Below are 21,363 nucleotides of genomic sequence, written 5' to 3' on the forward strand. Positions count from 1 at the left end.
CATTCAACGGCCCTGGAAGACGGGCTTGCGCTTCTCGGCAAACGCCCGGGTGGCCTCGCGGAAGTCCTCGCTCTCGTCAGCCGCGCGCACCATGGCGTCAAGCCCTGCACGTTGCTGCTCCACCTGCCCGGCCAGCACGGCGTTGAGCTGAGCCTTGGAGCCGGCAATGGACAGCGGGGCGGCGTCCATCATCCCCGCGCCGAAGGCCACTGCGGCCTCGACCGGGTCGCCATCGGCCGCCGAGTCGATGAAGCCGCTGTCCAGGGCTTCGGCCGTGCCGTGCAGGCTGCCTTCGTAGAGCCAGCGCCGGGCGCGCGAGACGCCGATCAGCCAGGCCAGCCGCTGCAGCTGCACCGTGGGGTAGGCCAGCCCGATCCTGGCGACCGGCACGCCGATGCGCGCGCTGCCATCGGCCACGCGAAAATCGCAGCACATGGCCAGGCTCAGGCCGCCGCCCACGCACACGCCGCTGATGGCGGCGATGACGGGCTTGGGGGCCGACTGCACTGCGGCGTAGCACTCCTGGATCCGCGCGCGGTAGATGGCCGCCTGTGCCGGGTCGCTGTCGCGCACTGCGGAGAAGGCGACCAGGTCGTCGCCCGAGCAAAAATGGCCACCGGCACCGGTGAGCACCACCAGCCTGACGGCCGGGTCGCGCCCCAGGGACTCGAAGCCGTGCTTGAGGTCCGTCCAGGCCTGGAAATCGCATGCGTTGCGGCGATGCGGGCGGTTGATGGTGAGCACTGCGACCCCGTCGCGGGGCCGGCTGCATTGGATATCGGAGTTCATTCTGGCTTGATGTTGGCGTCCTTGATCGCCTTGCCCCACTTGCCTGCCTCGGCGGTCAGCCGCTTGCTGGCCTCCTCCGGGGTCGAGCCCATCACTTCCACCCCCAGGGTCTGAAAGCGCGCACGCACGTCGGGCGATTGCAGGATTTTGCCCATGGCGGCGTTCAGGCGTTGCACCACGGGGGCGGGGGTGCCTGCCGGGGCCAGCACCGCGTAGGTGGAGGCCACTTCGAAGTCGGCTACCCCAGCCTCCTTTGCGGTGGGCACATCGGGCAGGGCGCTGATGCGCGTGGGCGAGGCCAGCATCAGCGCCTTGGCGCGCCCGCTCTTGAGGTTGGCCAGAGCGGTGGCGCTGGTGGCGAACATCAGCTCCACCTGGCCGGCCATCAGGTCGGTCATGGCGGGCGCCGCGCCGCGGTAGGGAATGTGCACCAGGCTCACGCCCATCTGGCGCTTGAACATCTCTCCCGCCACATGCTCGATGGAGCCGTTGCCCGAGGATCCGTAGTTGAACTTGCCTGGCTTGGCCTTGGCCATCTTCACCACATCGGCCGCGCTGGCGGCGGGCAGATCCTGGTTGGCCACCAGCACCAGGGGCAGGTAGCCGACCAGGGATACGCCGGCAAAGTCCTTGTCGAGCTGGAAGCCGACCGTGCTGGGGTACAGCGCCGAGTTCATCGCGTAGCTCGTGAGGGGCGCCATCAGCAGCGTGTAGCCGTCGGCGGGCGCCTTGGCCACGAACTGGGCGCCGATGCTGCCGGATGCACCCGCCTTGTTGTCCACCACCACCGGCTTGCCCAACAGGTCGCCGAGCTTCTGGGACACGAGCCGGCCAATGACGTCAACGGCACCGCCTGCGGGGTAGCTCACCACCATGGTGACAGGCTTGGCGGGGTAGTCCTGCGCGAGCGCAGCAAAGCTGGCAAGGGCGGCGCAGACAGCGGTCAGAACATGCTTGAAAGGGCTCATTGGCTACTCCTGGTTGGGGCAAACTGTTCGGCGTCCCACGCCTCTGCCACGGTACGCGGCAGCGCGTTCTTGCGAATGCGTTGCGTAGGGGTTTTGGGAAACTCATCGACCCAGGCCACGTAGCGCGGCAGCTGGAAGGCCGGCATCCTTGGGGCGCACCAGGCCAGCAGGTCCTGCGGCAGCAGCGTGCTGCCATCCACCCGGCGCGCAAAGAGCTTGAGCTCTTCGTCGCCCAGATCACTGGGAACCCCCACGATCGCGCATTCGGCGATGTCGGGGTGCTCGCCGATCACGCGCTCCACCTCCCAGGCGGAGATGTTGATGCCACGGCGGCGCACCGTGTCCTTCTTGCGGCCGGCGAAGTAGTAAAAGCCCTGTGCGTCGCGGCGCGCCAGATCGCCCGAGCAGAACCAGTCGCCGCGCATGGTGTTGCGCGAGGCCTCCTCGTTGCGGAAGTAGCCCAGAAAACCGAGGCCGGGTGCCAGCGCGCGCACGCAGATCTCGCCTGGCAGCCCCTCGGGCACCGGGTTGCCGGCATCGTCCGCCAGGCATATTTCGAAGTAGGGCAGCGGCTTGCCGATGGAGAACTTGGGGCCGTCGGGGTTGACGGTCACGAAGGTGATCAGCTCCGACAGGCCATAGCCCTCGCGCATCTCCACGCCAAAGCGTGTGGCGAACACGTCCCACACCTCTGGCGGGCAGCCGCCGCCCCAGGCGATGCGCACGCCGTGCTCCCGATCATCGGGGCGGGCCGGCTGCTTGAGCAGCATGGGCAGCACGCCGCCCAGGTAGTGGATGTGGGTCACGCCATAGGTGCGGCACTGGTCCCAGAAGCGAGAGGCGCTGAACTTCTCGACCATGGCCAGGGTGATCTTCTCGAGCACGGCGGCGATGACCACGGCCACACCCGCGCCGTGGTGCAGCGACTCCCACAACAGGAACACATCCCCGGGCTGCGCGCCCGTCAGGCGCAGCGTGCCCATGGGGCCTGCCCGCAGCGTACGGTCGGACTTGTTCACGCCCTTGGGCGCGCCCGTGGTGCCCGAGCTGGGCGTGAGGGCGATGATGTCGTCGGCCCGCGGTGCCACCTGGGGCGGCGTGGCGTCTGCATGGGCCAGCAATTGCTCAAAACCGCCCGCGTCCTGGCCCCGCCAGATGGTGAATTCCACACCCGGCTGGGGCACTGCGGCCAGCGCGTCGGCATAGGCCGCGTCGGCAATCAGCGCGCGCGGCTCGAAGGCGTCGAAGGGGTGCGCCAGCGACGCACCCACGAGGGCCGTATTGACCGGCACGCGCACAAGCCCCACCTTGGCCAGGGCCAGGATGGCGACGATGTGGTCCGGGTGGCTGGGCAGCATGAGGGCCACGCGGTCGCCCGGCCGTAGGCCCATGGCCAGCAGGCCATTGGCCATGCGGTTGATCTGCGCGTCGATCTCGCCGAAGCGGTAGTCGCGGTCCTGAAAGCGCAGGAACACGTGGTCCGGGTCTTCGCTGGCGCGCCGGTCCATGATGTCGCGCAGCGTGGCGTCGCCCACGGCAGGCATCTGCGTCATTGCACGCTCCCGGTCAGGGCATGGCCGCGGCGGGCCATGAAGTCCTCCATCTTGCGGGCCGGCTCGCCGGATGCGTACGAGATGCGGTGCGAGCCGATGGCGGCGTCGATCGCAGCGCGAAAGCCTGGCTCCGTCATGTCGGCGAACCAGGCCCGGTCCAGGCGCATGGCGAGCGGCGCCTTGCCGGCCAGCTCCAGGGCAATCTCCATCGCACGGGGCAGCACCTCGGCGCGCGGCACGACATGGTGCAACAGCCCGATGCGCTCGCATTCGTCGGCTTTCATCATGCGCCCCGTCAGCGTCAGCTCGATGGTGCGGGACATGCCCAGCATCTCCCTCATGATCCACGGCCCGGTGATGCTGGCAATGCCGGAGTTGATCTCTGGCTGGCCCATCATCACGTCGGCATGGCCTACGCGGATGTCGCCCAGCAGCGTCACCTGGAAGGCGGAGCCCGCTGCGGTGCCGTTCAGGGCCATCACCACAGGCTTGGTGAGGCGGCGCAAGGCGCCATAGAAGGCCTCCCACTCGCGGATCCACGCCTGCGCACGATCACCATCGAAGTCATGCGCCTCGTTGAAGTCCTGGCCGGCCGAGAAGGCCCGCTCGCCGGCACCGGTCATGACGACGGCGCGGATCTCGGGCTCGGTATCGAAGGCCTTGAGCGTGGCCACGATGTCGTCGCGCATGGGCTTGTCCCAGGCGTTGAGGCGTTGCGGTTTGTTGAGCGTGATGAGGCCCACGGGCCCTCGGCGCTCCACCAGGATGTGATCGTTCATACAGCAAATACCCAAGAGGTTGAACCAACAGTCCGGAGGCTGTGAAAGCCAAGGCACCGAACCAAAATAACTATTGCAATGCAATAGTCAAAACTATATAGAAATATTTTGATGTGTCAACAGGGTGTCGTGCACAGGGTGCCAAGAGTCCATGGGCAACGCGTGCCATCGCGAAAAGCAGCAGGCGATGCCCCGGCCCCGGCCATGGTGGCGGGGCGGCACTGCCAGACCTTCACGACAGCCAAGCTCTCGGGTTTCAGCGGGACTGGCCGTCCATGCCGGTGCGCTGCGTTGGGTATGCTGGCCACCACAGGGACCCTCTGCACCAGTCCCTGCGGCCGTTGGCAGCGCGGCCTGGGGCGGTCCGCTGCGTTGCTTCTCTTGCCAATAGCCCTGCTGTTGGCTGCAAGAAGACGCCTTGCGGCCCATCCCGATCCGCACTACCACCGATCCGCGAGGTTTCTGCAGAGGGTCCTTAGAATCCGGGGTCTGACATCAAAGGAGGAGGGTGCATGAAATTCCCAACCATGGCGTTCCTGGCCGTGGCGGCCGTGCTGGCTCTGCAGGCATGCAGTTCGACCGAGGTGGTGCGCGCGCCGGTCGAGGCGACCATCGGCCAGCAGCTGATCGACCTCAAGAGCGCCTTCAACAACGGCGCATTGAGCAGCCGCGAGTACGACAGCCAGCGCCGCCGGCTGATCGACAGCGTGAAGTGAGTGAGAACAGCGCCATGAACAAGCACAACCACCATCGGATTGCCACCATCACCCTCGTCTGCGCATGCCTGGCATCGCTGGCCGGCTGCGTGAGCAGCAGCACCTCGCGCGTGACCGTGCAGGAGGGCGTCAAGTTCTCCAAGGGCCGTGAGCTCGACGACCTGGTGCGTGCTTACGACGCCCAGGCCATGACGCGCAGCGAGTACGAGGAGCTGCGCCAGGTGATCATGAAGCGCCCGAACTGAGCGGCGCGCCACGTGGTCCGGCCGCAGGCCACCCACCCCTGGCCAACGCTCCCATGCAGCCCCGCCTGAGCCTGGAACATCGGGTCGTCATGCTGGCACGGGCCGGCGATCTGGACTTGGTGGATGGTGCGCGCGTGTTCTCCCCGTCGGAAAACCGGCGGCAAGGTGCCTGGGTGAACTGCTTCGGGATTTCGACTACATGGCTTCGGTGGAGTTCGAGGCCGCGTGTGCGGGAAAGTCTGCCGCATACCGGAACGTGCTTGCGCGCAAGCTGTCTGGCGCCGAGGCGAAGGCACAGAAGCGCTCAGAGTTCTACGACGCGGTGCAGGATTTCCGGCGTTCGGACCGGGTGCTCGCATTGCTTCCCGAGGCGGCGCAAGCCACGCTTCTTGCCCTGCGGCATGAACTGGAGCAGGTCGCCGGGCGGGCATCCTGAGCCTGCGTCCTCAGCGGCCCGCCATGCGGTTGGGGCCATTTGGCGTGGGTCTTGCTACCATGCAAGCAAGACCCCCAACTTGCGCAAGGCGTACCACTCTATGCCGCTACCGCCCGTCCTCGACCGTTTTCTGGCTGCCCAGGAGCCCGTGTGGGACCGGGTGCTGGCCGAGCTCAAGGCCGGCAAGAAGCGTTCGCACTGGATGTGGTTCGTGTTTCCCCAGATCAAGGGCCTGGGCCATAGCGACATGGCCACGCGCTATGCGATCCAGTCCCGTGCGGAGGCGGTGTCCTACCTCGCGCACCCCGTGCTCGGCACCCGTCTGCGCGAGTGTTGCACGCTTCTTTTGGGGCTGGGCACCTCATCTGCCCATGAGGTCTTCGGAACGCCTGACGACCTCAAGCTGCGCTCCAGCATGACGCTGTTTGCCGAGGTGGCGGGGGCTGGCAGTGTCTTCGAGGACATCCTGGCCAGGTACTTCGACGGGGAGAAGGACAGCCGTACGCTGGAATTGCTCGGCTGAGCGGCGTCCCTGTTTCTGTTGCACCCGTGCTGCCCAGGGGCGCGCGTCCTCAGGGGCGCAACGGGTCCGTTCCCCGGTAGAACAGCCGAGTGGGTTCCTGGGCCATCGGCAATTTCTGCTGCCCCAAAGTAACAATTCGTTATAGGATATTCCCAACCGCCCATTCCACCGTTTTGATTGCTCCCCCATGGGCACCCCCAGCGGTACCCCCCGCACCTCTGAGGACGCCGCGCCCACGCTGCGTCTGCGGGTGCTGCTGCGCTTCGAGCCGGCCGAGGTCGAACGCGCCTTCGGCGCGCATTACCTGTCGTTCTACCACCGCTATGCCCAGGGCGCGCTGGTGCTGGGCCTGCTGCTGGTGCTGGGCGATTTCCTGGTCGACTGGATCGCCTACCCCTCGGTCGCGGGCAATGCGCTCAGGCTGCAGGTGGCCGCGCCCATTTTGTTGGCGGGCCTGGCCTATACCTTCCTGCCGCAGGCGCGCCGGCACTGGCAGCCGGTGCTGGCGGGCTTCATCGTGGCGGTATCGCTGTGCCTGTTCTGGATACTGCTGCGCATCGATGCGGCAGGCGGCGAGGGGCTGAATTCCTGGGTCGGCATCCTGAACTTCACCTTCCTGGAGTTCTACTGCTTCATCGTGCTGGGCCTGCAGTTCCGCTGGGCGCTGATGGCGGGTCTGGCCATCCTGGCGGCCTTTTGCGCCACGCTGTGGCGGCACCCCGGCCATTCGCCGGCCGAAGTGGCCTACTGGGCCTACCACGTGGTCACGCTGTTCCTGCTGGCGGTGGGTATAGGCTGGTGGCGCGAGTTCATCGTGCGCAAGGACTATGCGGCCCAGTGGGCGCTGGAGCGCGCACGCCTGGCGGCCGAGCAACTGGCCCTGGTCAAGAGCGAGTTCCTGGCCACCATCAGCCACGAGATCCGCACACCGCTCAATGGTGTGCTGGGCATGAACGAGCTGCTGCTCTCCAGCGGCCTGAGCCGCGAGCAGCGCGAGTGGGCGGGCGCGGTGCAGGCCTCGGGCCGCCACCTGCTGGCGCTGATCGACGACGTGCTCGATGTCTCCAAGATCGAGGCCGGGCAGTTGCAGCTGGAGCAGGCTGATTTCGACCTGCGGCGCGAGATCGGCGAGGCCCAGTCCATGTTCGCGCAGGCCGCGCTGGCCAAGGGGCTGGAGCTGCAGGCCCAGGTGAAGTGGCAGATGCCCGAGTGCCAACTGGTGGGAGACCCGCTGCGCCTGCGCCAGATCGTGGCCAATCTCATCGGCAACGCGATCAAATTTACCGACCAGGGCCGGGTGGGCGTGCAGGTGTGGGTGGCGCCGGCGCAGGTGGCCGGGCGTGCCCAGGTGGACATCGTGGTGCAGGACTCGGGCATCGGCATACCGGTCGAGGCGCAGGAGCGCATCTTCGAGCGCTTTGCCCAGGCCGACGGCTCGACCACGCGCCGCTTTGGCGGCTCGGGCCTGGGGCTGGCGATCTGCCGCGACCTGGCCCGCGCCATGGGCGGCGACATCGCGGTGCAGAGTCAGCGGGGCGCCGGATCGCGCTTCACGGTGCAGCTGGAGCTGCCGGTTGCCGGCGCATTGCCCGCGCGTACCGACAACGGTGGGGAAGCCGCTGCAGGGGTGGTTGCAGACGCCGTGCCGCGCCTGCAGGGCACCGTGCTGCTGGTGGAGGACCACCCGGTCAACCGCGCCGTGGCGGCGGGCATGCTGCGCAAGCTGGGCTTGGCCTGGCGCGAGGCGCACGACGGCGCGCAGGCCATCGAGCAGGTTCGCGCACACGAATTCGATGCCGTGCTCATGGACTGCCAGATGCCCGTGGTGGACGGCTACGCTGCCAGCCGCGCTATACGCGGCCTGCCCGATGGGCGCGGCGCCGGCCTGCCCATCATCGCGCTCACGGCCAATGCCGGCGCCAACGATGCCGCCCGCTGCCGCGCCAGCGGGATGGACGGCTTCATCGCCAAGCCCTACGGCATTGGCACCCTGGCCGCGGCGCTGGCGCCCTGGCTGCAGGTTGTGCCGCAGGCGCTGCCCGAGGCGCCCGTGGTGCCTGCCGACGACCGCGCAGCCATCGACGCGCGCGCGGTCGAGACCCTGCTGTACCTGGACGAGCATGGCGGCACCGGGCTGCTGCGCGAGGTGGTGACGGGTTTCCTCGATGCCGCCGCGCAGGGCCTGGCCGGCATGGAGCAGGCCCTGGCCGATGGCCGGCTGGCCCAGGCCGCGCGCATTGCCCACGGCCTCAAGTCCTCGGCCGCGCATGCCGGCGCGCTGGAGATGGCTGAAGGCATGCGCAGCGTGGAGCGCCACGCGCTCGCCGATGATGCCCATGGGGTGCGCCAGGGGCTGGCGCGCATGCACGATGCCCGCCGCCGCACCGCGGCTGCCCTGCACGCCGTGCTGGAGGCGCACCCATGAGTGCCGTGCCCCTGGCAGTGCTGGCAGGGCAGTCACCCGCGCAGGAGCCTGCAGCCGCCACCAGGGTGCTGATTGCAGACGACGACCCCGGCATGCGCGCCATGCTGCGCGCCGCCGTACGCAAGCTCGGCCTCGAGCCCGTGCTGGCCGAAGACGGGGCTTCGGCGCTGCTCGCGTTCCGCGCGGCGCCGTGTTCGCTGGTGCTGCTGGACGTGGAGATGCCGGGCCTCAACGGCTACGAGCTGTGCAGCATTCTGCGCAGCGAGGCCGGTCCGTTCGTGCCCATTGTGCTGGTCACGGGCAATGACGACGTGGCATCGGTCGAGAACGCCTATGCCGCCGGGGCCACGGACTTCATCTCCAAGCCGGTGAACTGGCCCATCCTGGGCCACCGGCTGCTGCACCTGCTCAAGAACTTCGGTATCCAGCGCGACCTGCAGCACGCGCAGGCGCGCAATGCGGCCATCCTGGATGCGCTGCCCGACCTGCTGTTCGAACTCGATGCCCAGGGCCGGTTCATCCAGTGCAATGCACCCGCCAGCGACGAGCTGGCCACGCACCACCGTGCGCTGATGGGCCGCACGGTCAGCGAGGCCCTGTCGCCCAAGCTTAGCGAACTGGCCATGGCGGCCATTGCCGAGGCGCGCACGCTGGGCCATGCCAGCCCGCGCACCTACCGCCTGCACCTGCCCAACGGCGAGCGCTGGTTCGAGCTGTCGGTGGCGCGCAAGGCGGCCGATGGCCTGCAGGAAGCCAAGGAGGGGCAGGGCGGCCCCACCTTCATCGCCCTGTCGCGCGATGTCACCGCGCGCAAGGACGCCGAGCGCCGCATCTCCGACCTGGCCGATTCGCTGCGCCAGGCCAATGCCGACCTGCGGCGGGCCAACGAGCTGCTGCAGCGCCATGCCTTCGAAGACCCGCTCAGCGGCCTGCCCAACCGCGCCCTGTTCAACGAACGCCTGGACCTGGCCCTGCGGCGCATTGCCGCGCAGGGTGTGGCCGCGGACGCGGGCGGGCCCGTCGAGCTGGGCGTGATGTTCATCGACCTCGATGGCTTCAAGCCCATCAACGACAGCTTTGGCCACGCCGCGGGCGATGCCGTGCTCAAGGAGGTGGCGCGGCGCCTGCAGTCCGTGGTGCGCGGCGTCGAGCTGCTGGCCCGGCTGGGCGGGGACGAGTTCGTGGCGCTGATCGAATCGCCCACGGCGGGCGAAGACGCCATGCGCGTGGGCAGCCGCATCATCGAGGTGCTGCGCCGCCCGTATGCCGTGGGCCGCCACCGGGTGTCGCTGTCGTGCTCCATCGGCGTGGTGCTGCACCCTGCGCAGGAGCCCTCGGGCGACCGCCTGCTGGCCTGCGCGGATGCCGCCATGTACGAGGCCAAGCGCGCCGGCGGCAGCTGCTGCGTGCTGTACGAAAAGTCCATGTCCGACGAGGGCGCCGAAGAGGTGCTGATGCGCCAGGCGCTGCGCGAGTCGCTGGAGCGGGGTGACCTGGTGCTGCACTACCAGCCTAAGGTGGACTGCAATCAGGGCCGCGTGCAAGGCCTGGAAGCCCTGCTGCGCTGGGAGCACGCGCAGTTCGGCCAGGTCAGCCCCGAGATCTTCATCCCGCTGGCCGAGCGCTATGGCCTCATCGGCGCCATCGGCCACTGGGTGATCGACACGGCCTGCGCCCAGCTGGCGCAATGGCAGGCGCAGGGGTTGCGCTGCCGCATTGCGGTGAACCTGTCGCCGCACCAGCTGCGCCAGCCTGACCTGGTGGAGCGCATTGCGCAGGCCCTGGCGGCGCACCGGCTGCGGCCTTCGCAGCTGGAGTGCGAGATCACCGAATCGACCATGATGGAACACTCGGTCCAGGAGCGCGCCACGCTCGAACGCATCAGCGCCCTGGGCGTGCGCCTGTCCATCGACGACTTCGGCACCGGCTACTCGTCGCTGGCGCACCTGCGCCATATTCCCGCGCAGCAGCTCAAGATCGACCGCAGCTTCGTCACCGACCTGGCCAGCAGCGAGCAGGCCCGCCATGTGGTGCGGGCCGTCATCCAGCTCGCGCACGGGCTGGGCATGGAGGTCGTCGCCGAAGGCGTGGAAACGCCAGCGCAGATGCAGGTGCTGAGCGAGCAGGGCTGCGACCTGGTGCAAGGCTTTCACGTTGCGCCCCCCATGGCTGCGGCAGAGGTGCCCGGCTGGATGCGCCACCGCGAGCACACGCCCAGCCTGTGGAGCCCGCTGAGGGACCCGGCTGCCTGAACAGGCCCTATGGCGCCGAAGCGGGCAGTGCTGCCGTCCGCTGCGCCACAAAATCCCTGAGCACCCGCACCAGCGGCGTGAGCTGGCGGCGGCTGGGCACCACCAGGAAGAGGGGCGTGGGCTCGGTCGTCCACGCAGGGCACAGCGCCTGCAGCCGGCCCGCGGCCAGGTCGGCGGCCACGTCCAGACCGGCCTTGTAGGCAATGCCCTTGCCCAGCAGGGCCCAGCGGCGCACGGCGTCGCCGTCGTTGGACACATTGACGCTGCGCACGCGCACGGTCACCTCGGGGCCATCGTTCGGGGGCGCAAAGCGCCAGCGGTCATGCACCTCGTCGCCCAGCATGAAGCACAGGCAGTCGTGCCCCGTGAGTTCGTGCGGCGTGGCGGGTGCGCCGTGCCGTGCGACGTAGGCCGGCGATGCGCACAGCACGCGGCGCACGGCGGGCGCCAGGGGCAGGGCGACCAGGCCCGAATCGGGCGGCTTGCCGTAGCGAAAGGCCGCGTCCACCGGGTCGCTGTAGACGTTGGCCACGCGGTCCGATAGCTGCAGGCGGATGTCCACCTCGGGGTGCTGTTCCTGGAACTCGTGCAGCCAGGGCAGCAGCACGTTGCGCCCCAGGTCCGACGGGGCCGACAGCTGCAGCACGCCGCGCAGTGCCTGCTCGCCCGCGGCCAGCTGTTGGCCGGCCTGCTGCAGTGCGGCCAATGCCGGGCGGCACTGCTCCAGGAACTGCTCGCCCTGCTGTGTGAGCCGCAGGCTGCGCGTGGAGCGCACGAAGAGCTGCACGCCCAACTCGGCCTCCAGACGCTTCAGGGCCGCGCTGGTAGCAGCGGGCGTGAGGTCCAGCGCGCGGGCCGTGGCCGACAGGCTGCCGTTGTCGGCCGTGCGTACAAAAATGTCCAGATCTTGCAGGGATTTCATGGAAAGGGCAGGGCGACTTGATCTTCAATATTTTATTGAAGGTGGCTTCAATGCATGGGTGGTTTTTCAATCAACATGAAATGAAGACCATAGCGGCATGCAAACGGCAAAGCGCCGACCCTACCTGGAGCCACCCGCATGACCGCCACTTCTTCGTCCCCCTTGTTCCGCCCCCTGCAGCTGGGCCCGCTGGCCCTGCCCAGCCGCATCGTGATGGCGCCCATGACGCGCGCCCGCAGCAGCCAGCCGGGCGACGTGCCCAACGCGCTGATGGCGCAGTACTACGCCCAGCGCGCGAGCGCCGGCCTGATCGTGACCGAGGCCACGCAGATCTCGCGCCAGGGCCAGGGCTACAGCTTCACGCCCGGTATCTACAGCGATGCGCACGTGGACGGCTGGCGCCGCGTGACCGATGCGGTGCATGCCGAGGGCGGGCGCATGGTGCTGCAGCTGTGGCACGTGGGCCGCATGTCGCACGCCAGCTTCCACGCCGATGGGCTGCCCGTGGCGCCCTCGGCCATTGCGCCGCAAGCCCAGGTCTGGGTGGCAGGCGATGACGGCGTGGGCCGCATGGTCGACAGCCCCGTGCCGCGTGCGCTGAGCGTGCAGGATATCCAGGGCGTGATCGGCGACTTCCGCCGCGCAGCGGCCAACGCCATGCGCGCCGGCTTCGATGGCGTGGAGATCCACGGCGCCAATGGCTACCTGGTGGACCAGTTCCTGCGCACCACCTCGAACCAGCGCACCGATGCCTACACCGGCGCTACGCTGGAAGGGCGCACGCGCTTTGCGCTGGAAGTGGCTACCGCCGTGGCCAGCGAGGCCGGTGCCGAGCGCACCGGCATGCGGCTGGCGCCCTTCATCACCCAGCGCGGCATGGACTGCCCCGAGATCATTCCCACCATATTGCACCTGGCGCGCCAGCTTGACGCCACGGGGCTGGCCTACCTGCACCTGGTGGAGGCCGACTGGGCCGATGCGCCGCAGATCCCCGACGCCTTTCGCACCGCGCTGCGCCAGGCCTACCAGGGCCGCGTGATCGTGGCCGGTGGCTACGACGCCGCACGCGCCAGCCAGGTGCTGAGCGATGGCTTTGCCGACCTGGTGGCGTTTGGCCGCCCCTTCATCGCCAACCCGGACCTGCCCCGCCGCCTGGCCGAGGGGCTGCCCCTGGCCGCGTTCGATGCCAAGGCGCTGTTCGGCGGCGATGCGCGTGGCTACAGCGACTACGCGGCGTACGAGGCAACTGCCGTCGATCTGGAAATCGCCTGACCCGTTCAACTGTCTTCTTTTTTGCTTACGCTCTCCCCTGAAAGGACTTCTCCATGAAAGCCGTTGGTTACCAGCAATCCCAGCCCATCACCCACCCCGATGCGCTGCTCGACATCACCCTGCCCGAACCCGTGGCCACTGGACGCGACCTGCTGGTGGAGGTCAAGGCCGTCTCCGTGAACCCCGTGGACACCAAGGTGCGTGGCAGCAGCTCGCGCAGCACCCCGGTCGAAGGGCAGGACTACAACGTGCTGGGCTGGGACGCCAGCGGCATCGTCAAGGCCGTGGGCCCCGAGGTCACGCTGTTCCAGCCCGGCGACCGCGTGTGGTACGCCGGCTCCATTGCCCGCCCCGGCACCAATGCCGAGCTGCACTTGGTGGACGAGCGCATCGTAGGCCATGCACCGAAGAGCCTCGACTTTGCCCAGGCCGCTGCGCTGCCCCTCACGGCCATCACCGCGTGGGAGATGCTGTTCGACCGCTTGGGGCTGCAGCCCGGCAAAAAGCCCGAGGGCAAGACGCTCTTGATCATCGGCGCATCGGGTGGCGTGGGTTCCATCATGGCGCAACTGGCTTCACGGCTCACCAGCCTCACGGTGATCGGCACCGCATCGCGCCCCGAAACCCAGGCCTGGGTGAAGGAGCTGGGCGCCCACCACGTCATCGACCACAGCAAGCCGCTGGCCGAGGAGCTCAAGGCCATCGGCTTCCCCACGGTGGACTACATCGTCAGCCTGACCCAAACCGACGCGCACCTGGCGCAGATCATCGAAGCCATCGCCCCGCAAGGCAAATTCGGCCTGATCGACGACCCCAAGGCGCTGGACGTGATGCCCTTCAAGCGCAAGTCCGTCTCCATCCACTGGGAGCTGATGTTCACCCGCTCGCTGTTTGGCACCGCCGACATGGTTGGCCAGCATCAACTGCTCAACGAGGTGGCCGCCCTGGTCGATGCCGGCCTGGTGCGCACCACGCTGGCCGAGCGCTTTGGCAGCATCAATGCCGACAACCTGAAGAAGGCGCATGCCCTGATCGAGTCGGGCAAGGCGCGGGGCAAGGTGGTTTTGGAAGGCTGGGCCTGACAGGGTACGCAGCCCGGGCGGGGCAGGCACTGCCTTGTTAGCCTGCGGCCGGATCCTCGTCCCCGCCTTGCAGCCAGGCCGGAATATCTCTCATGCCGTGCAGCACGCGCCAGACGTCGATGTGGTCCTCGCGCTCGATGAAAAGCACGATGTAAGGGTAGCGCCTTAGCGGGCAGCTGCGCAAGCCGGGAAGGTCCAACTCGTGCGCGTAGCGGGGAGAGCCCGTGGCTGGATGCCGGCCGAGGTGCAGATAGGCCTGTTCCAGCGCGTCGATGAAGCCGAGGGTCGCCTGCTCGGCTTGTTCGCTCAGGCAGTAGGCGATGGCGTCATCCACGTCCTGCGCGGCCAGCGCTCGTGGAACGACCGGCTTGGCCTTCATCCCTGCGCGCTTCGCACGCGGGCCCGAAGAGCGTCGAAATAGCTGCCGTCGACAGGCGTGGTGGGAGCGGAAGCCGCTCCGGCCAACAACAGTGCTTTCAACTGCTGGCGGCCTTGGTCCTTGCGAACGAGGTCGCGCATGTACTCGCTGCTCGTTCCATAACCACGCTGCTTGACTTGCTCATCGACAAAGTCCCGAAGCGAATCCGGCAGCGAGATGTTCATGGTGCCCATGGCTTCATGCTAGCAGGCTTTGGCAAAATTTGGCAAGCAGCTTAACCCCGGTCGCCTGCGCAGGCATGGGGCCCTCAGCGGCTGTGACGGGCCAAGGGTGCCTTCCCATCCAGTTTCCAACTTTGCTCAAAGCAAAATCGTCGTACAACTTCACACAAGGCTGGTAACCTTCGCACTCTTTTTCAAAGGCAGGCAATCCCCCATAGGGGTGAATTGACCTGCCATTCACAGGGAGTGAATGCACATGGCCACCAGCAAGCCAGAGACGAAGCCGCCTGCGCGCAAGGTACCCGCCAAAAAGGCAGTCGCAGCAGCGGCGAAGTCTTCGCCTTCCACAACAAAGGCCAAAGCGCCCACCAAGGCGCCTGTGAAAGACCCATCTCCCCCGAAGAACCGGACGACGGCGGCCTTGGCCAAGCCAGCGCCGGCAGCCACCCGCAGCGTGGCCGCCCCGGCCAAGAAGGCGGCAGCACCCGCCCAAAAGGCCGCCGCGCCTGCGAGAAAGCAACCCGCTGCCCAACCCACGGCCAAGCCCGTGCTGCTGTCCGGCGACAACCCCCAGATCGCCAAAGCCGACGGCGATGCGCCGGTGCAGGACTATATCGCCGCCATCCCCGACGACTGGCGCCGCGGCCTGTGCGCCCGGCTCGATGCGCTCATCGAAGCCAACGTGCCCCACGTGGTCAAGGCCGTGCGCTGGAACTCGCCTTTCTACGGCATTGCGGGGCAGGGCTGGTTCCTGGGCTACCACGTGTTCGCCAAGTTCATTAAGGTGAGCTTCTTCAAGGGCGCCTCGCTGAACCCACCGCCCGACGGCGGCTCGGGCGAGGATGCGCGCTGGATCAATATCCAGGAAGGTGGGCTGGATGAGAATCAGATGGTGGAGTGGATCCAGCAGGCCGCGGCGCTACCTGGGTGGGGCAAAAATTGATCCAGCCCGGCTGGTGAGTGAGAGTCCTACCTAGAACCCCTTGTCGTGCCTTCAAATTCTGGAGTAGAAGCTGGGGATGCAAGATCTTGTCGCTGCACATCGTCGTTCATCCAGACACCGCGCGGAACTGCTGGCGAGCGACCTCTGCGGCTGCTTCCATTGTTTGGCTATCTTTGCTCCATCAGCTATCGTTGACTGGGTAGTACCGTGGGGCGAGGAGTACCTTAGGGGAAGCACGGCCCTCTTCCCTCAATGCGACGTTGACTCGGTTATCGGCTCCACGTCGGGATATCCGATAACGACCTCTTTTCTGCAAGCTATGCATGAGCGTTGGTTCCCGGTTCGTGGCCCTGTCACTTGATCCGCTTCGATAGCTTCTAGGGCCTGTTAACACTAATTTCGCGATCCCCGAAATTAGTGTTAACAGGCCCTGGTTACGTGTCAGGCCTTCGGCGTTGAGGCACGAACTACCCGGCGCCGCTCCAGCCACTCGAAGATTCCCATGCCCGCCAGCATGGCCAGCACGAACACCACGGCCTTGGGCTCGCCTGCGCCCAGCGACACGATGGCCGGCCCGGGGCAAAAGCCCGCGATGCCCCAGCCGGCACCGAACACCAGGCTGCCCAGCACCAGGCGCCGGTCGATGTGCCGTGCGGTGGCCAACTGCATGGCGCCGCCCAGCACGCTGGTGCTGCGCTTGCGGGCCACGGCGAAGGCGAACGCGCCCACCAGGATGGCGCCGCCCATCACCACGGCGAGCGATGGGTCCCACGGGCCGGCCAGGTCCAGGAAGCCCAGCACCTTGCCCGGGTCGGTCATGCCCGAGATGATGAGACCCAGGCCAAAGACCAGGCCGATGCCGAATTCAGAGATGCGTCGAAGCAGCATGGTCTATCCTCCTTGTCATGCCAGCACGTGGCGGATCACGTACACCGTGGCAAAGCCCGCCGCCATGAAGGCCAGCGTGGCCACCAGCGAGCGCGGCGACAGGCGCGACAGCCCGCACACGCCGTGGCCGCTGGTGCAGCCCGAGGCGTAGCGCGTGCCCACGCCCACCAGCAGCCCTGCCAGCACCAGCAGGCCCCAGCCGGCGTCGATGCGCACCTCCCGCACGCCCACGGCCAGCCGGTAGAGCAGGGGCGCGGCCAGCAGGCCGAGCACGATGGCCACGCGCCAGGCGATGTTGTTGTCCTGACCGTCCTTGCTTTGCTGTGGGTGCAAGAGCCCGCCCACGATACCGCTGATGCCCAGGATGCGGCCGTGCAGCAGCACGAAGGCAGCGGCCGCGAGGCCCAGGACCAGGCCGCCGGCCAGGGCCGCCCAGGGGGTGAAGTGGGTCCAGTCGATGTGCATCAGCGGGTCTCCTTGGGGGGGCAGAATTGGTCGTACAGCGTCTGCATCACGGCAAGAGCCTGGACGCTGGCGATCTGGTAGTAGATGTGCTTGCCTTCGCGGCGGGTGGTGACCAGGGCCTCGTCGCGCAGCACGCCCAATTGCTGCGACAGGGTGGGCTGGGCGATGCCCAGCAGGGCCTCCAGCTCACCCACGCGTTGCTCGCCCTGCGACAGCTGGCACAGCAGCAGCAGGCGGTCGGGGTTGGCCAGGGCCTTCATGAGCCGGCTTGCGCCTTCGGCCGAGCGGCGCAGGCGATTCATGTCGATGACGGCGGGGGGCTTGCTGGGCATGGGCGGGCAGGATCTGCCAGAAATTCTATATTTTTATAGATTGTCAGTCAATAGAATATCAATTGATTAATTGATGGGGGTGTCTCTGCCGGTACTTCGTTGCGGTGGTGGCGCCATCAGGGGCTGGCTTCGACCAGCGCCCGCCCTGCAGCCCGCAGCACCTTGCCGGCACCATCGCCCAGCAGCAGCGCGCCGCTGCTGAATGCGCCATCGACCAGCAGCGAGAGCTGCGATGCCGTGCCCTCGGGCTTCTTCAGCCCCATGCGCTTGCACAGCGCGGCCAGTCGTTTGCGCTGCTCCAGCCGGTGCGCGGCCGATATGGCGCGGGCCGGGTGGGTGGGGTCTGCAAACTCCGCCGCCACGTTGAGCTGCGGGCAGCCGCGGTAGCCGGGGCGGGCCACGCGCTCGCCCACCCAGGCGAGCAGGGCGTCGAGTTCGGCTTTAGCGTCGGGCGCATGGGGGGCTGCCGCCTCGTCCCACTGCTGCCAGAACTCCTTGTCCTCGCGCTCCAGGAAGGCGGCGACCAGGTCGTCCTTGGTGCGGTAGTAGCGGTACAGGCTGGTCTTGGCGATCTGCGCGCGCTCGATGATGAGGTCGATCCCCACGGCGCGCACGCCCTCGGCGTAGAACAGCTGGCAGGCCGTGTCGAGGATGCGCTGCTGTACGTCGCCGGCAGGGGCGGGGGGCAAGGGGGCGGCGGTCTTGCGGGGGGCGGTGGGGCTCATGGCGTCATTGTCCCACGGATTGCGTTGACACAATACAGACCTGTATGTAGCATCGCGCCATCTTCAACAAAACGTACAGGTCTGTATCGTGAGTGCAAACGCCTCCATCCCTTCGTCTTCTTCCAACACTTCTGCCCGCCCCGTGCTGGTATACGGCGCCGCCGGGCACACGGGCCGCTTCGTGGTACAGGCACTGCACGAACAGGGCCATGCCGTGCTGCTGGCCGGGCGCGACCTGGGCAGGCTGCGGGCGGCCTTCCCCGATGCACCGGCGGACCAACTGCGGGTGCAGAGGCTAGACGGCGATGCCGCCGCTCTTGTGCGCCTGCTGGCCGAGAGTTCGCTGGTCGTGAACTGCGCCGGCCCCTTTGCCGACAGCGCACCCCAGCTGCTGCAGGCCGCCCTGCAAGCCGGCGTGCACTATGTGGACGTGTCGGCCGAGCAGCCCACGGCGCGCGAGGTCTTCGAGCAGTGGGGCGAGCGCTTTGCGGCCGCCGGCCTGTGCGCCGCGCCCGCCGTGGCTTTCTATGGCGCCGTGGGCGATCTGCTGGCCACCAGCGCCATCGGCGACTGGCCTGATGCCGATGCCATCGACATCCACATCGCGCTGGACAGCTGGCACCCCACCGCGGGCACGCGCAAGACCGGGGTGCGCAATGCGGGCCGGCACATCGTGTACCGCAATGGCCAGTTCCAGATGCCACCCGCCGTGCCGCCGCGCAAGAACTGGGCTTTTGCCGCGCCCTTTGGCGAGCAGGATGTCGTGGGATTTTCGAGCGCCGATGCGGTGACCATTGCCCACCACATCCGCGTGCCCGACGTGCCGGCGTGGATGAACGAAACCCCGCTCACCGAGTTGCGCGCACCCGGCACGCCTGCGCCCGTGGCGGTGGACGCGTCGGGTCGTTCGGCCCAGCGCTTCCTGGTCGAGGTGGTGGTGCGCCGGGGCAGTGAGGAACGCCACGCCAGCGCCAGCGGGCAGGACATCTATGCCATCACCGGCCCGCTGGCTGCGCAGGCGGTGGGGCGCATCCTGGCGGCCGATGGGGCGCTGACCGGGGCCCTGTCGGCGGGGCAACTGGGGGACGCGCGCTCGTTCCTGCAGGCACTGGCGCCTGGGTACCTGCAGCTGGTGTTCGCGGGCTGATCTGGCTGATTCCCTGGCCGCATGCACGCGGCGGCCCGCAGCCTGCTCAGCGGGAGCTTGGCCCCGTCAGCGCGCCGGGCAAGCGGCCCAGTGACGCAAAGACATGCTGCTGCGCCAGGACGAGTGCCATGTAGCCCACCAGCTCCATCCATTCTTCAAAGACCACATCGTGGCCCAGGAACACCTGCTCGATGGGCAGTCCCAGCAGGTGGCCGTCGGCATAGGTGCTGCCCAGCGCGGCGATCAGCAGGATGGTGCATTCCGCCGAGGGGACATTGCGATGGCGCACCAGCTGCCAGACCAGGCGGTCCAGGCGAAAGCGCACGATGAGGAACAGCGCAAAGGTGGCGCACAGGCCCACCAGCGGCCGGATGGCATCGTGGTACCACAGCACGGAGGACGAATAGAAAGGCCCGTCGGGCATGACCACCACGGCAGTGCCGAGCGCCGCGCCCCAGCTCAGCTCGCGCGCGATCATCAGGAACCAGGTGAGCGCCGCGAGAATGCCAAAGGCGTGGGTGGCGGATGTGCGGCGCTTGCGCCCGCCGGCCATTGCAAAGCACATGGCCGCCAGCCCGCCGCCCAGAAGCACCAGGGCCTGGCTGTTCTCGATCCAGCTGTTCTCCCAGCCCGCCGACACGGGCAGGCGGATCGCAATGGAGTACCCCAGCACCAGGGCCAGGCACAGACTGGCCAGCAGCACGCGCCGTTGCCAGGATGCGCCCACGCTCCAGCCTGCGTGCCGCCCCGGCACGACCACCCCGTGTCCATCCGTCACAGGCCGCTCCTGCAGGGAAGGGGGTTCATCGTGAAAAATACTTTTGTAATAAATAGGGTGTAAGCGCATTCCATCAAGCCAAGTCTCGCACGTTCGCTGGCGAAGTGCATTGCAAGGGGCTTGGCTTAGAACAGGCTCTTCGGTCATGGGCTGTGGGTTGGCCGCAACGGCCAGCCCGTGCGCGGCCACGCCTTGATCGGCCGTTGAGCGCCCCAGTGGAGCGCCCCAGTGTCCCTGCGGCGTGCCGTGGAACTGGGCTTGGTTTCTGGGGCCGGCCCATGCGATCATTCCGCGCGATGACTACCAATGGAGTTACAGCGTGAACGAGATGGTCAAGGTGGAACCCCAGGCTGTGCCGCAGGCCGCTTCGGGCCTGGACGGTATTGAATGCGTCGTGGCCGAGCCGCTGCGCTTCAAGGCCAAGCTGGCCATCGGCGAGAACGCATACGCATCGCTGCGCATGGTGAACCGCGGGCGTGAGCTGTGGGATGTGCTGGGCGCGGCCGGTGCCGGGGCCGCCATCGCCAAGTCCAGCATGGTGGCGTCAGGGTTCTTTGCGCCTTCGGGCGTGGTCGGGGCGCTGGGGGTGGGCGCAGCGGCCACGCCGGTGGGCTGGGTGGCTCTGGCGGCGCTGGCCTCCGGTGGGGCGTGCTACGGCATGTACCGCTGGCTGGGGGCTTCCAAGGGCAGCCGGGTCATCGAGATCCCGCGCTGCCTGAACACCCCGCTCGACACGCTGGGCCTGGCGCTGTTCGACCTGATCGCGCCGCTGTCGCTGCGGCTGGCCGCCGGGCCCGATGGCGTGGTACCTCCGCAGCGCCATGCCTTCCTGGCCGCGCACCTGGTGGACGAATGGGGGCTGGACGAGCGCTTTGTGGCGCGCGCCATGGCCGTGGTCGAGCCCGGCCTGGCCGATGCCTCGCCCCAGGAACTGGCGCGCGAGCTGGCCGCCTTTCTGCACGCCAACCCGGACTGCAACCACCAGGTCATCGCGGCCGAGATGGGCGCCTTCCTGGCGCAGATGCTGGAGGCCGGCGGAGCGGCGCTGGCCGAGCCCGAACAACAATTGCTGGCCCAGGTGCAGCAGACCCTGCAGACCCCGCCGCCGGGAGAGGTTGCCAAGGTGTGGACCCAGGCCAAGGGCCATGCGAACCACTATGGCGGCCAGGTGGCAGGGGCTGCAGGCAAGGCGGCGGCATGGACCAAGGAACAGCTGCGGACAGCGCAGCAGATAGGGGAACTCACGATGCGTGGTACGGAACTGCCCGGACAGATTGCGGGTGCGGTGGGCAAGGCAGCGTCCTGGACGAAGGAGCAGATGCCCACCCCCCAGCAGGTGGAAGAGCTGAAAAAGCGCGGTGAGGCGCTGACGGGCCAGGCGGTGGACGGCCTGCGCAGCGCCACCCAGGCCGCGCAGGAGGCGCTGCCCACGGCAGAGCAAGTCCAGCAGGGCGCTCGGCGCACGGGTGTGCTGGCGCGCCAGGGTCTGGACCTGCTCAAGGCCAAGCTGGGGCGCTGAGCGG

General features: G+C 68.0%; 23 protein-coding genes. 11 read left to right on the forward strand and 12 right to left on the reverse strand.

Annotated features, from left to right (window positions below; translation table 11 throughout):
* Positions 1-3 precede the first annotated feature (3 nt).
* Genes AC07X5_RS15500 through AC07X5_RS15515 form a run of 4 tightly spaced genes read right to left on the reverse strand, consistent with a single transcriptional unit; the run spans position 4 to position 4,089 of the window.
* A complete protein-coding gene (locus AC07X5_RS15500) occupies positions 4-789 on the reverse strand; it encodes an enoyl-CoA hydratase/isomerase family protein (protein ID WP_494770881.1) in 786 nt (261 codons plus the stop codon).
* The gene (locus AC07X5_RS15505) at positions 786-1,757 is read right to left on the reverse strand and encodes a tripartite tricarboxylate transporter substrate binding protein (RefSeq protein ID WP_494770882.1); all 972 of its coding nucleotides are present in this window, start codon (positions 1,755-1,757) and stop codon (positions 786-788) included. Before AC07X5_RS15505 ends, AC07X5_RS15500 begins: the two co-directional genes overlap by 4 nt.
* A complete protein-coding gene (locus tag AC07X5_RS15510) occupies positions 1,754-3,310 on the reverse strand; it encodes an AMP-binding protein (protein ID WP_494770883.1) in 1,557 nt (518 codons plus the stop codon). The genes AC07X5_RS15505 and AC07X5_RS15510 overlap by 4 nt, the downstream gene beginning before the upstream one ends.
* Positions 3,307-4,089: an enoyl-CoA hydratase/isomerase family protein gene (locus tag AC07X5_RS15515; protein WP_494770884.1), complete on the reverse strand. Its 783-nt coding sequence runs from the start codon at positions 4,087-4,089 to the stop codon at positions 3,307-3,309. Before AC07X5_RS15515 ends, AC07X5_RS15510 begins: the two co-directional genes overlap by 4 nt.
* Positions 4,090-4,601: 512 nt before the next feature.
* Here AC07X5_RS15515 and AC07X5_RS15520 point away from each other — a divergent pair.
* The 6 genes from AC07X5_RS15520 to AC07X5_RS15545 all read left to right on the forward strand — a co-directional run bounded on the left by AC07X5_RS15520 (position 4,602) and on the right by AC07X5_RS15545 (position 10,686).
* Positions 4,602-4,805 (forward strand): hypothetical protein, encoded by a 204-nt coding sequence (locus tag AC07X5_RS15520; RefSeq protein WP_494770885.1) that lies wholly within the window; start codon positions 4,602-4,604, stop codon positions 4,803-4,805.
* A 14-nt stretch (positions 4,806-4,819) separates the two neighbouring features.
* The gene (locus AC07X5_RS15525; RefSeq protein WP_494770886.1) at positions 4,820-5,050 is read left to right on the forward strand and encodes a hypothetical protein; all 231 of its coding nucleotides are present in this window, start codon (positions 4,820-4,822) and stop codon (positions 5,048-5,050) included.
* Positions 5,051-5,249: 199 nt separating this feature from the next.
* Entirely contained in the window at positions 5,250-5,486 is a 237-nt protein-coding gene (locus AC07X5_RS15530; protein ID WP_494770887.1) for a hypothetical protein, read from the forward strand.
* A 100-nt stretch (positions 5,487-5,586) separates the two neighbouring features.
* Positions 5,587-6,009 carry a DUF1810 domain-containing protein gene (locus tag AC07X5_RS15535; protein WP_494770888.1) on the forward strand — a complete coding sequence of 141 codons (423 nt, stop codon included), beginning with the start codon at positions 5,587-5,589 and terminating at the stop codon, positions 6,007-6,009.
* Positions 6,010-6,196: 187 nt separating this feature from the next.
* On the forward strand, positions 6,197-8,434 hold the full coding sequence (locus AC07X5_RS15540; protein ID WP_494770889.1) for an ATP-binding protein: 2,238 nt from the start codon (positions 6,197-6,199) through the stop codon (positions 8,432-8,434).
* A complete protein-coding gene (locus tag AC07X5_RS15545; protein WP_494770890.1) occupies positions 8,431-10,686 on the forward strand; it encodes an EAL domain-containing response regulator in 2,256 nt (751 codons plus the stop codon). The genes AC07X5_RS15540 and AC07X5_RS15545 overlap by 4 nt, the downstream gene beginning before the upstream one ends.
* Positions 10,687-10,693: 7 nt before the next feature.
* On the opposite strand, the gene AC07X5_RS15550 is transcribed toward AC07X5_RS15545, so the two are convergent.
* A complete protein-coding gene (locus AC07X5_RS15550; protein ID WP_494770891.1) occupies positions 10,694-11,608 on the reverse strand; it encodes a LysR family transcriptional regulator in 915 nt (304 codons plus the stop codon).
* Between the two features lie 138 nt (positions 11,609-11,746).
* Between AC07X5_RS15550 and AC07X5_RS15555 the strand changes: the two genes are divergently transcribed.
* Complete coding sequence (locus AC07X5_RS15555) at positions 11,747-12,880, forward strand: alkene reductase (RefSeq protein ID WP_494770892.1); 1,134 nt, start codon at positions 11,747-11,749, stop codon at positions 12,878-12,880.
* A 53-nt stretch (positions 12,881-12,933) separates the two neighbouring features.
* Positions 12,934-13,962 (forward strand): zinc-binding alcohol dehydrogenase family protein, encoded by a 1,029-nt coding sequence (locus tag AC07X5_RS15560; protein ID WP_494770893.1) that lies wholly within the window; start codon positions 12,934-12,936, stop codon positions 13,960-13,962.
* A gap of 37 nt (positions 13,963-13,999) precedes the next feature.
* On the opposite strand, the gene AC07X5_RS15565 is transcribed toward AC07X5_RS15560, so the two are convergent.
* Both AC07X5_RS15565 and AC07X5_RS15570 read right to left on the reverse strand, forming a co-directional pair.
* A complete protein-coding gene (locus tag AC07X5_RS15565) occupies positions 14,000-14,341 on the reverse strand; it encodes a type II toxin-antitoxin system RelE/ParE family toxin (protein ID WP_494770894.1) in 342 nt (113 codons plus the stop codon).
* Positions 14,338-14,574, reverse strand: a complete 237-nt coding sequence (locus AC07X5_RS15570) for a type II toxin-antitoxin system ParD family antitoxin (protein ID WP_494770895.1) — start codon at positions 14,572-14,574, stop codon at positions 14,338-14,340. The genes AC07X5_RS15565 and AC07X5_RS15570 overlap by 4 nt, the downstream gene beginning before the upstream one ends.
* A gap of 409 nt (positions 14,575-14,983) precedes the next feature.
* Between AC07X5_RS15570 and AC07X5_RS15575 the strand changes: the two genes are divergently transcribed.
* Positions 14,984-15,505: a DUF1801 domain-containing protein gene (locus tag AC07X5_RS15575; RefSeq protein WP_494770896.1), complete on the forward strand. Its 522-nt coding sequence runs from the start codon at positions 14,984-14,986 to the stop codon at positions 15,503-15,505.
* 441 nt (positions 15,506-15,946) lie between these two features.
* Here the strand turns inward: AC07X5_RS15575 and AC07X5_RS15580 are convergent, their stop codons facing one another.
* The 4 genes from AC07X5_RS15580 to AC07X5_RS15595 form a co-directional block, all read right to left on the reverse strand.
* On the reverse strand, positions 15,947-16,393 hold the full coding sequence (locus tag AC07X5_RS15580) for a DUF6691 family protein (protein ID WP_494770897.1): 447 nt from the start codon (positions 16,391-16,393) through the stop codon (positions 15,947-15,949).
* 15 nt (positions 16,394-16,408) lie between these two features.
* A complete protein-coding gene (locus AC07X5_RS15585) occupies positions 16,409-16,858 on the reverse strand; it encodes a YeeE/YedE family protein (RefSeq protein ID WP_494770898.1) in 450 nt (149 codons plus the stop codon).
* A complete protein-coding gene (locus AC07X5_RS15590; protein WP_494770899.1) occupies positions 16,858-17,190 on the reverse strand; it encodes an ArsR/SmtB family transcription factor in 333 nt (110 codons plus the stop codon). Before AC07X5_RS15590 ends, AC07X5_RS15585 begins: the two co-directional genes overlap by 1 nt.
* 116 nt (positions 17,191-17,306) lie before the next feature.
* Positions 17,307-17,915: a TetR/AcrR family transcriptional regulator gene (locus tag AC07X5_RS15595; protein WP_494770900.1), complete on the reverse strand. Its 609-nt coding sequence runs from the start codon at positions 17,913-17,915 to the stop codon at positions 17,307-17,309.
* Positions 17,916-18,003: 88 nt separating this feature from the next.
* On the opposite strand from AC07X5_RS15595, the gene AC07X5_RS15600 reads away from it, so the two are divergent.
* Positions 18,004-19,062, forward strand: coding sequence for a saccharopine dehydrogenase NADP-binding domain-containing protein (locus AC07X5_RS15600; RefSeq protein WP_494770901.1), 1,059 nt, complete (start codon positions 18,004-18,006; stop codon positions 19,060-19,062).
* A 46-nt stretch (positions 19,063-19,108) separates the two neighbouring features.
* Here AC07X5_RS15600 and AC07X5_RS15605 read toward each other — a convergent pair whose 3' ends face one another.
* Complete coding sequence (locus AC07X5_RS15605; protein WP_494770902.1) at positions 19,109-19,840, reverse strand: hypothetical protein; 732 nt, start codon at positions 19,838-19,840, stop codon at positions 19,109-19,111.
* 328 nt (positions 19,841-20,168) lie between these two features.
* Between AC07X5_RS15605 and AC07X5_RS15610 the strand changes: the two genes are divergently transcribed.
* On the forward strand, positions 20,169-21,359 hold the full coding sequence (locus AC07X5_RS15610; RefSeq protein ID WP_494770962.1) for a hypothetical protein: 1,191 nt from the start codon (positions 20,169-20,171) through the stop codon (positions 21,357-21,359).
* Positions 21,360-21,363 lie beyond the last annotated feature (4 nt).

This window comes from Acidovorax sp. GW458-11-26-14-TSB4 (assembly GCF_059423865.1).

Coding starts and splice junctions, on each gene's coding strand:
- AC07X5_RS15500 (WP_494770881.1), bottom strand. CDS start 789: ATGAACTCCGATATCCAATGCAGCCGGCCCCGCGACGGGGTCGCAGTG.
- AC07X5_RS15505 (WP_494770882.1), bottom strand. CDS start 1,757: ATGAGCCCTTTCAAGCATGTTCTGACCGCTGTCTGCGCCGCCCTTGCC.
- AC07X5_RS15510 (WP_494770883.1), bottom strand. CDS start 3,310: ATGACGCAGATGCCTGCCGTGGGCGACGCCACGCTGCGCGACATCATG.
- AC07X5_RS15515 (WP_494770884.1), bottom strand. CDS start 4,089: ATGAACGATCACATCCTGGTGGAGCGCCGAGGGCCCGTGGGCCTCATC.
- AC07X5_RS15520 (WP_494770885.1), top strand. CDS start 4,602: ATGAAATTCCCAACCATGGCGTTCCTGGCCGTGGCGGCCGTGCTGGCT.
- AC07X5_RS15525 (WP_494770886.1), top strand. CDS start 4,820: ATGAACAAGCACAACCACCATCGGATTGCCACCATCACCCTCGTCTGC.
- AC07X5_RS15530 (WP_494770887.1), top strand. CDS start 5,250: ATGGCTTCGGTGGAGTTCGAGGCCGCGTGTGCGGGAAAGTCTGCCGCA.
- AC07X5_RS15535 (WP_494770888.1), top strand. CDS start 5,587: ATGCCGCTACCGCCCGTCCTCGACCGTTTTCTGGCTGCCCAGGAGCCC.
- AC07X5_RS15540 (WP_494770889.1), top strand. CDS start 6,197: ATGGGCACCCCCAGCGGTACCCCCCGCACCTCTGAGGACGCCGCGCCC.
- AC07X5_RS15545 (WP_494770890.1), top strand. CDS start 8,431: ATGAGTGCCGTGCCCCTGGCAGTGCTGGCAGGGCAGTCACCCGCGCAG.
- AC07X5_RS15550 (WP_494770891.1), bottom strand. CDS start 11,608: ATGAAATCCCTGCAAGATCTGGACATTTTTGTACGCACGGCCGACAAC.
- AC07X5_RS15555 (WP_494770892.1), top strand. CDS start 11,747: ATGACCGCCACTTCTTCGTCCCCCTTGTTCCGCCCCCTGCAGCTGGGC.
- AC07X5_RS15560 (WP_494770893.1), top strand. CDS start 12,934: ATGAAAGCCGTTGGTTACCAGCAATCCCAGCCCATCACCCACCCCGAT.
- AC07X5_RS15565 (WP_494770894.1), bottom strand. CDS start 14,341: ATGAAGGCCAAGCCGGTCGTTCCACGAGCGCTGGCCGCGCAGGACGTG.
- AC07X5_RS15570 (WP_494770895.1), bottom strand. CDS start 14,574: ATGGGCACCATGAACATCTCGCTGCCGGATTCGCTTCGGGACTTTGTC.
- AC07X5_RS15580 (WP_494770897.1), bottom strand. CDS start 16,393: ATGCTGCTTCGACGCATCTCTGAATTCGGCATCGGCCTGGTCTTTGGC.
- AC07X5_RS15585 (WP_494770898.1), bottom strand. CDS start 16,858: ATGCACATCGACTGGACCCACTTCACCCCCTGGGCGGCCCTGGCCGGC.
- AC07X5_RS15590 (WP_494770899.1), bottom strand. CDS start 17,190: ATGCCCAGCAAGCCCCCCGCCGTCATCGACATGAATCGCCTGCGCCGC.
- AC07X5_RS15595 (WP_494770900.1), bottom strand. CDS start 17,915: ATGAGCCCCACCGCCCCCCGCAAGACCGCCGCCCCCTTGCCCCCCGCC.
- AC07X5_RS15610 (WP_494770962.1), top strand. CDS start 20,169: ATGGTCAAGGTGGAACCCCAGGCTGTGCCGCAGGCCGCTTCGGGCCTG.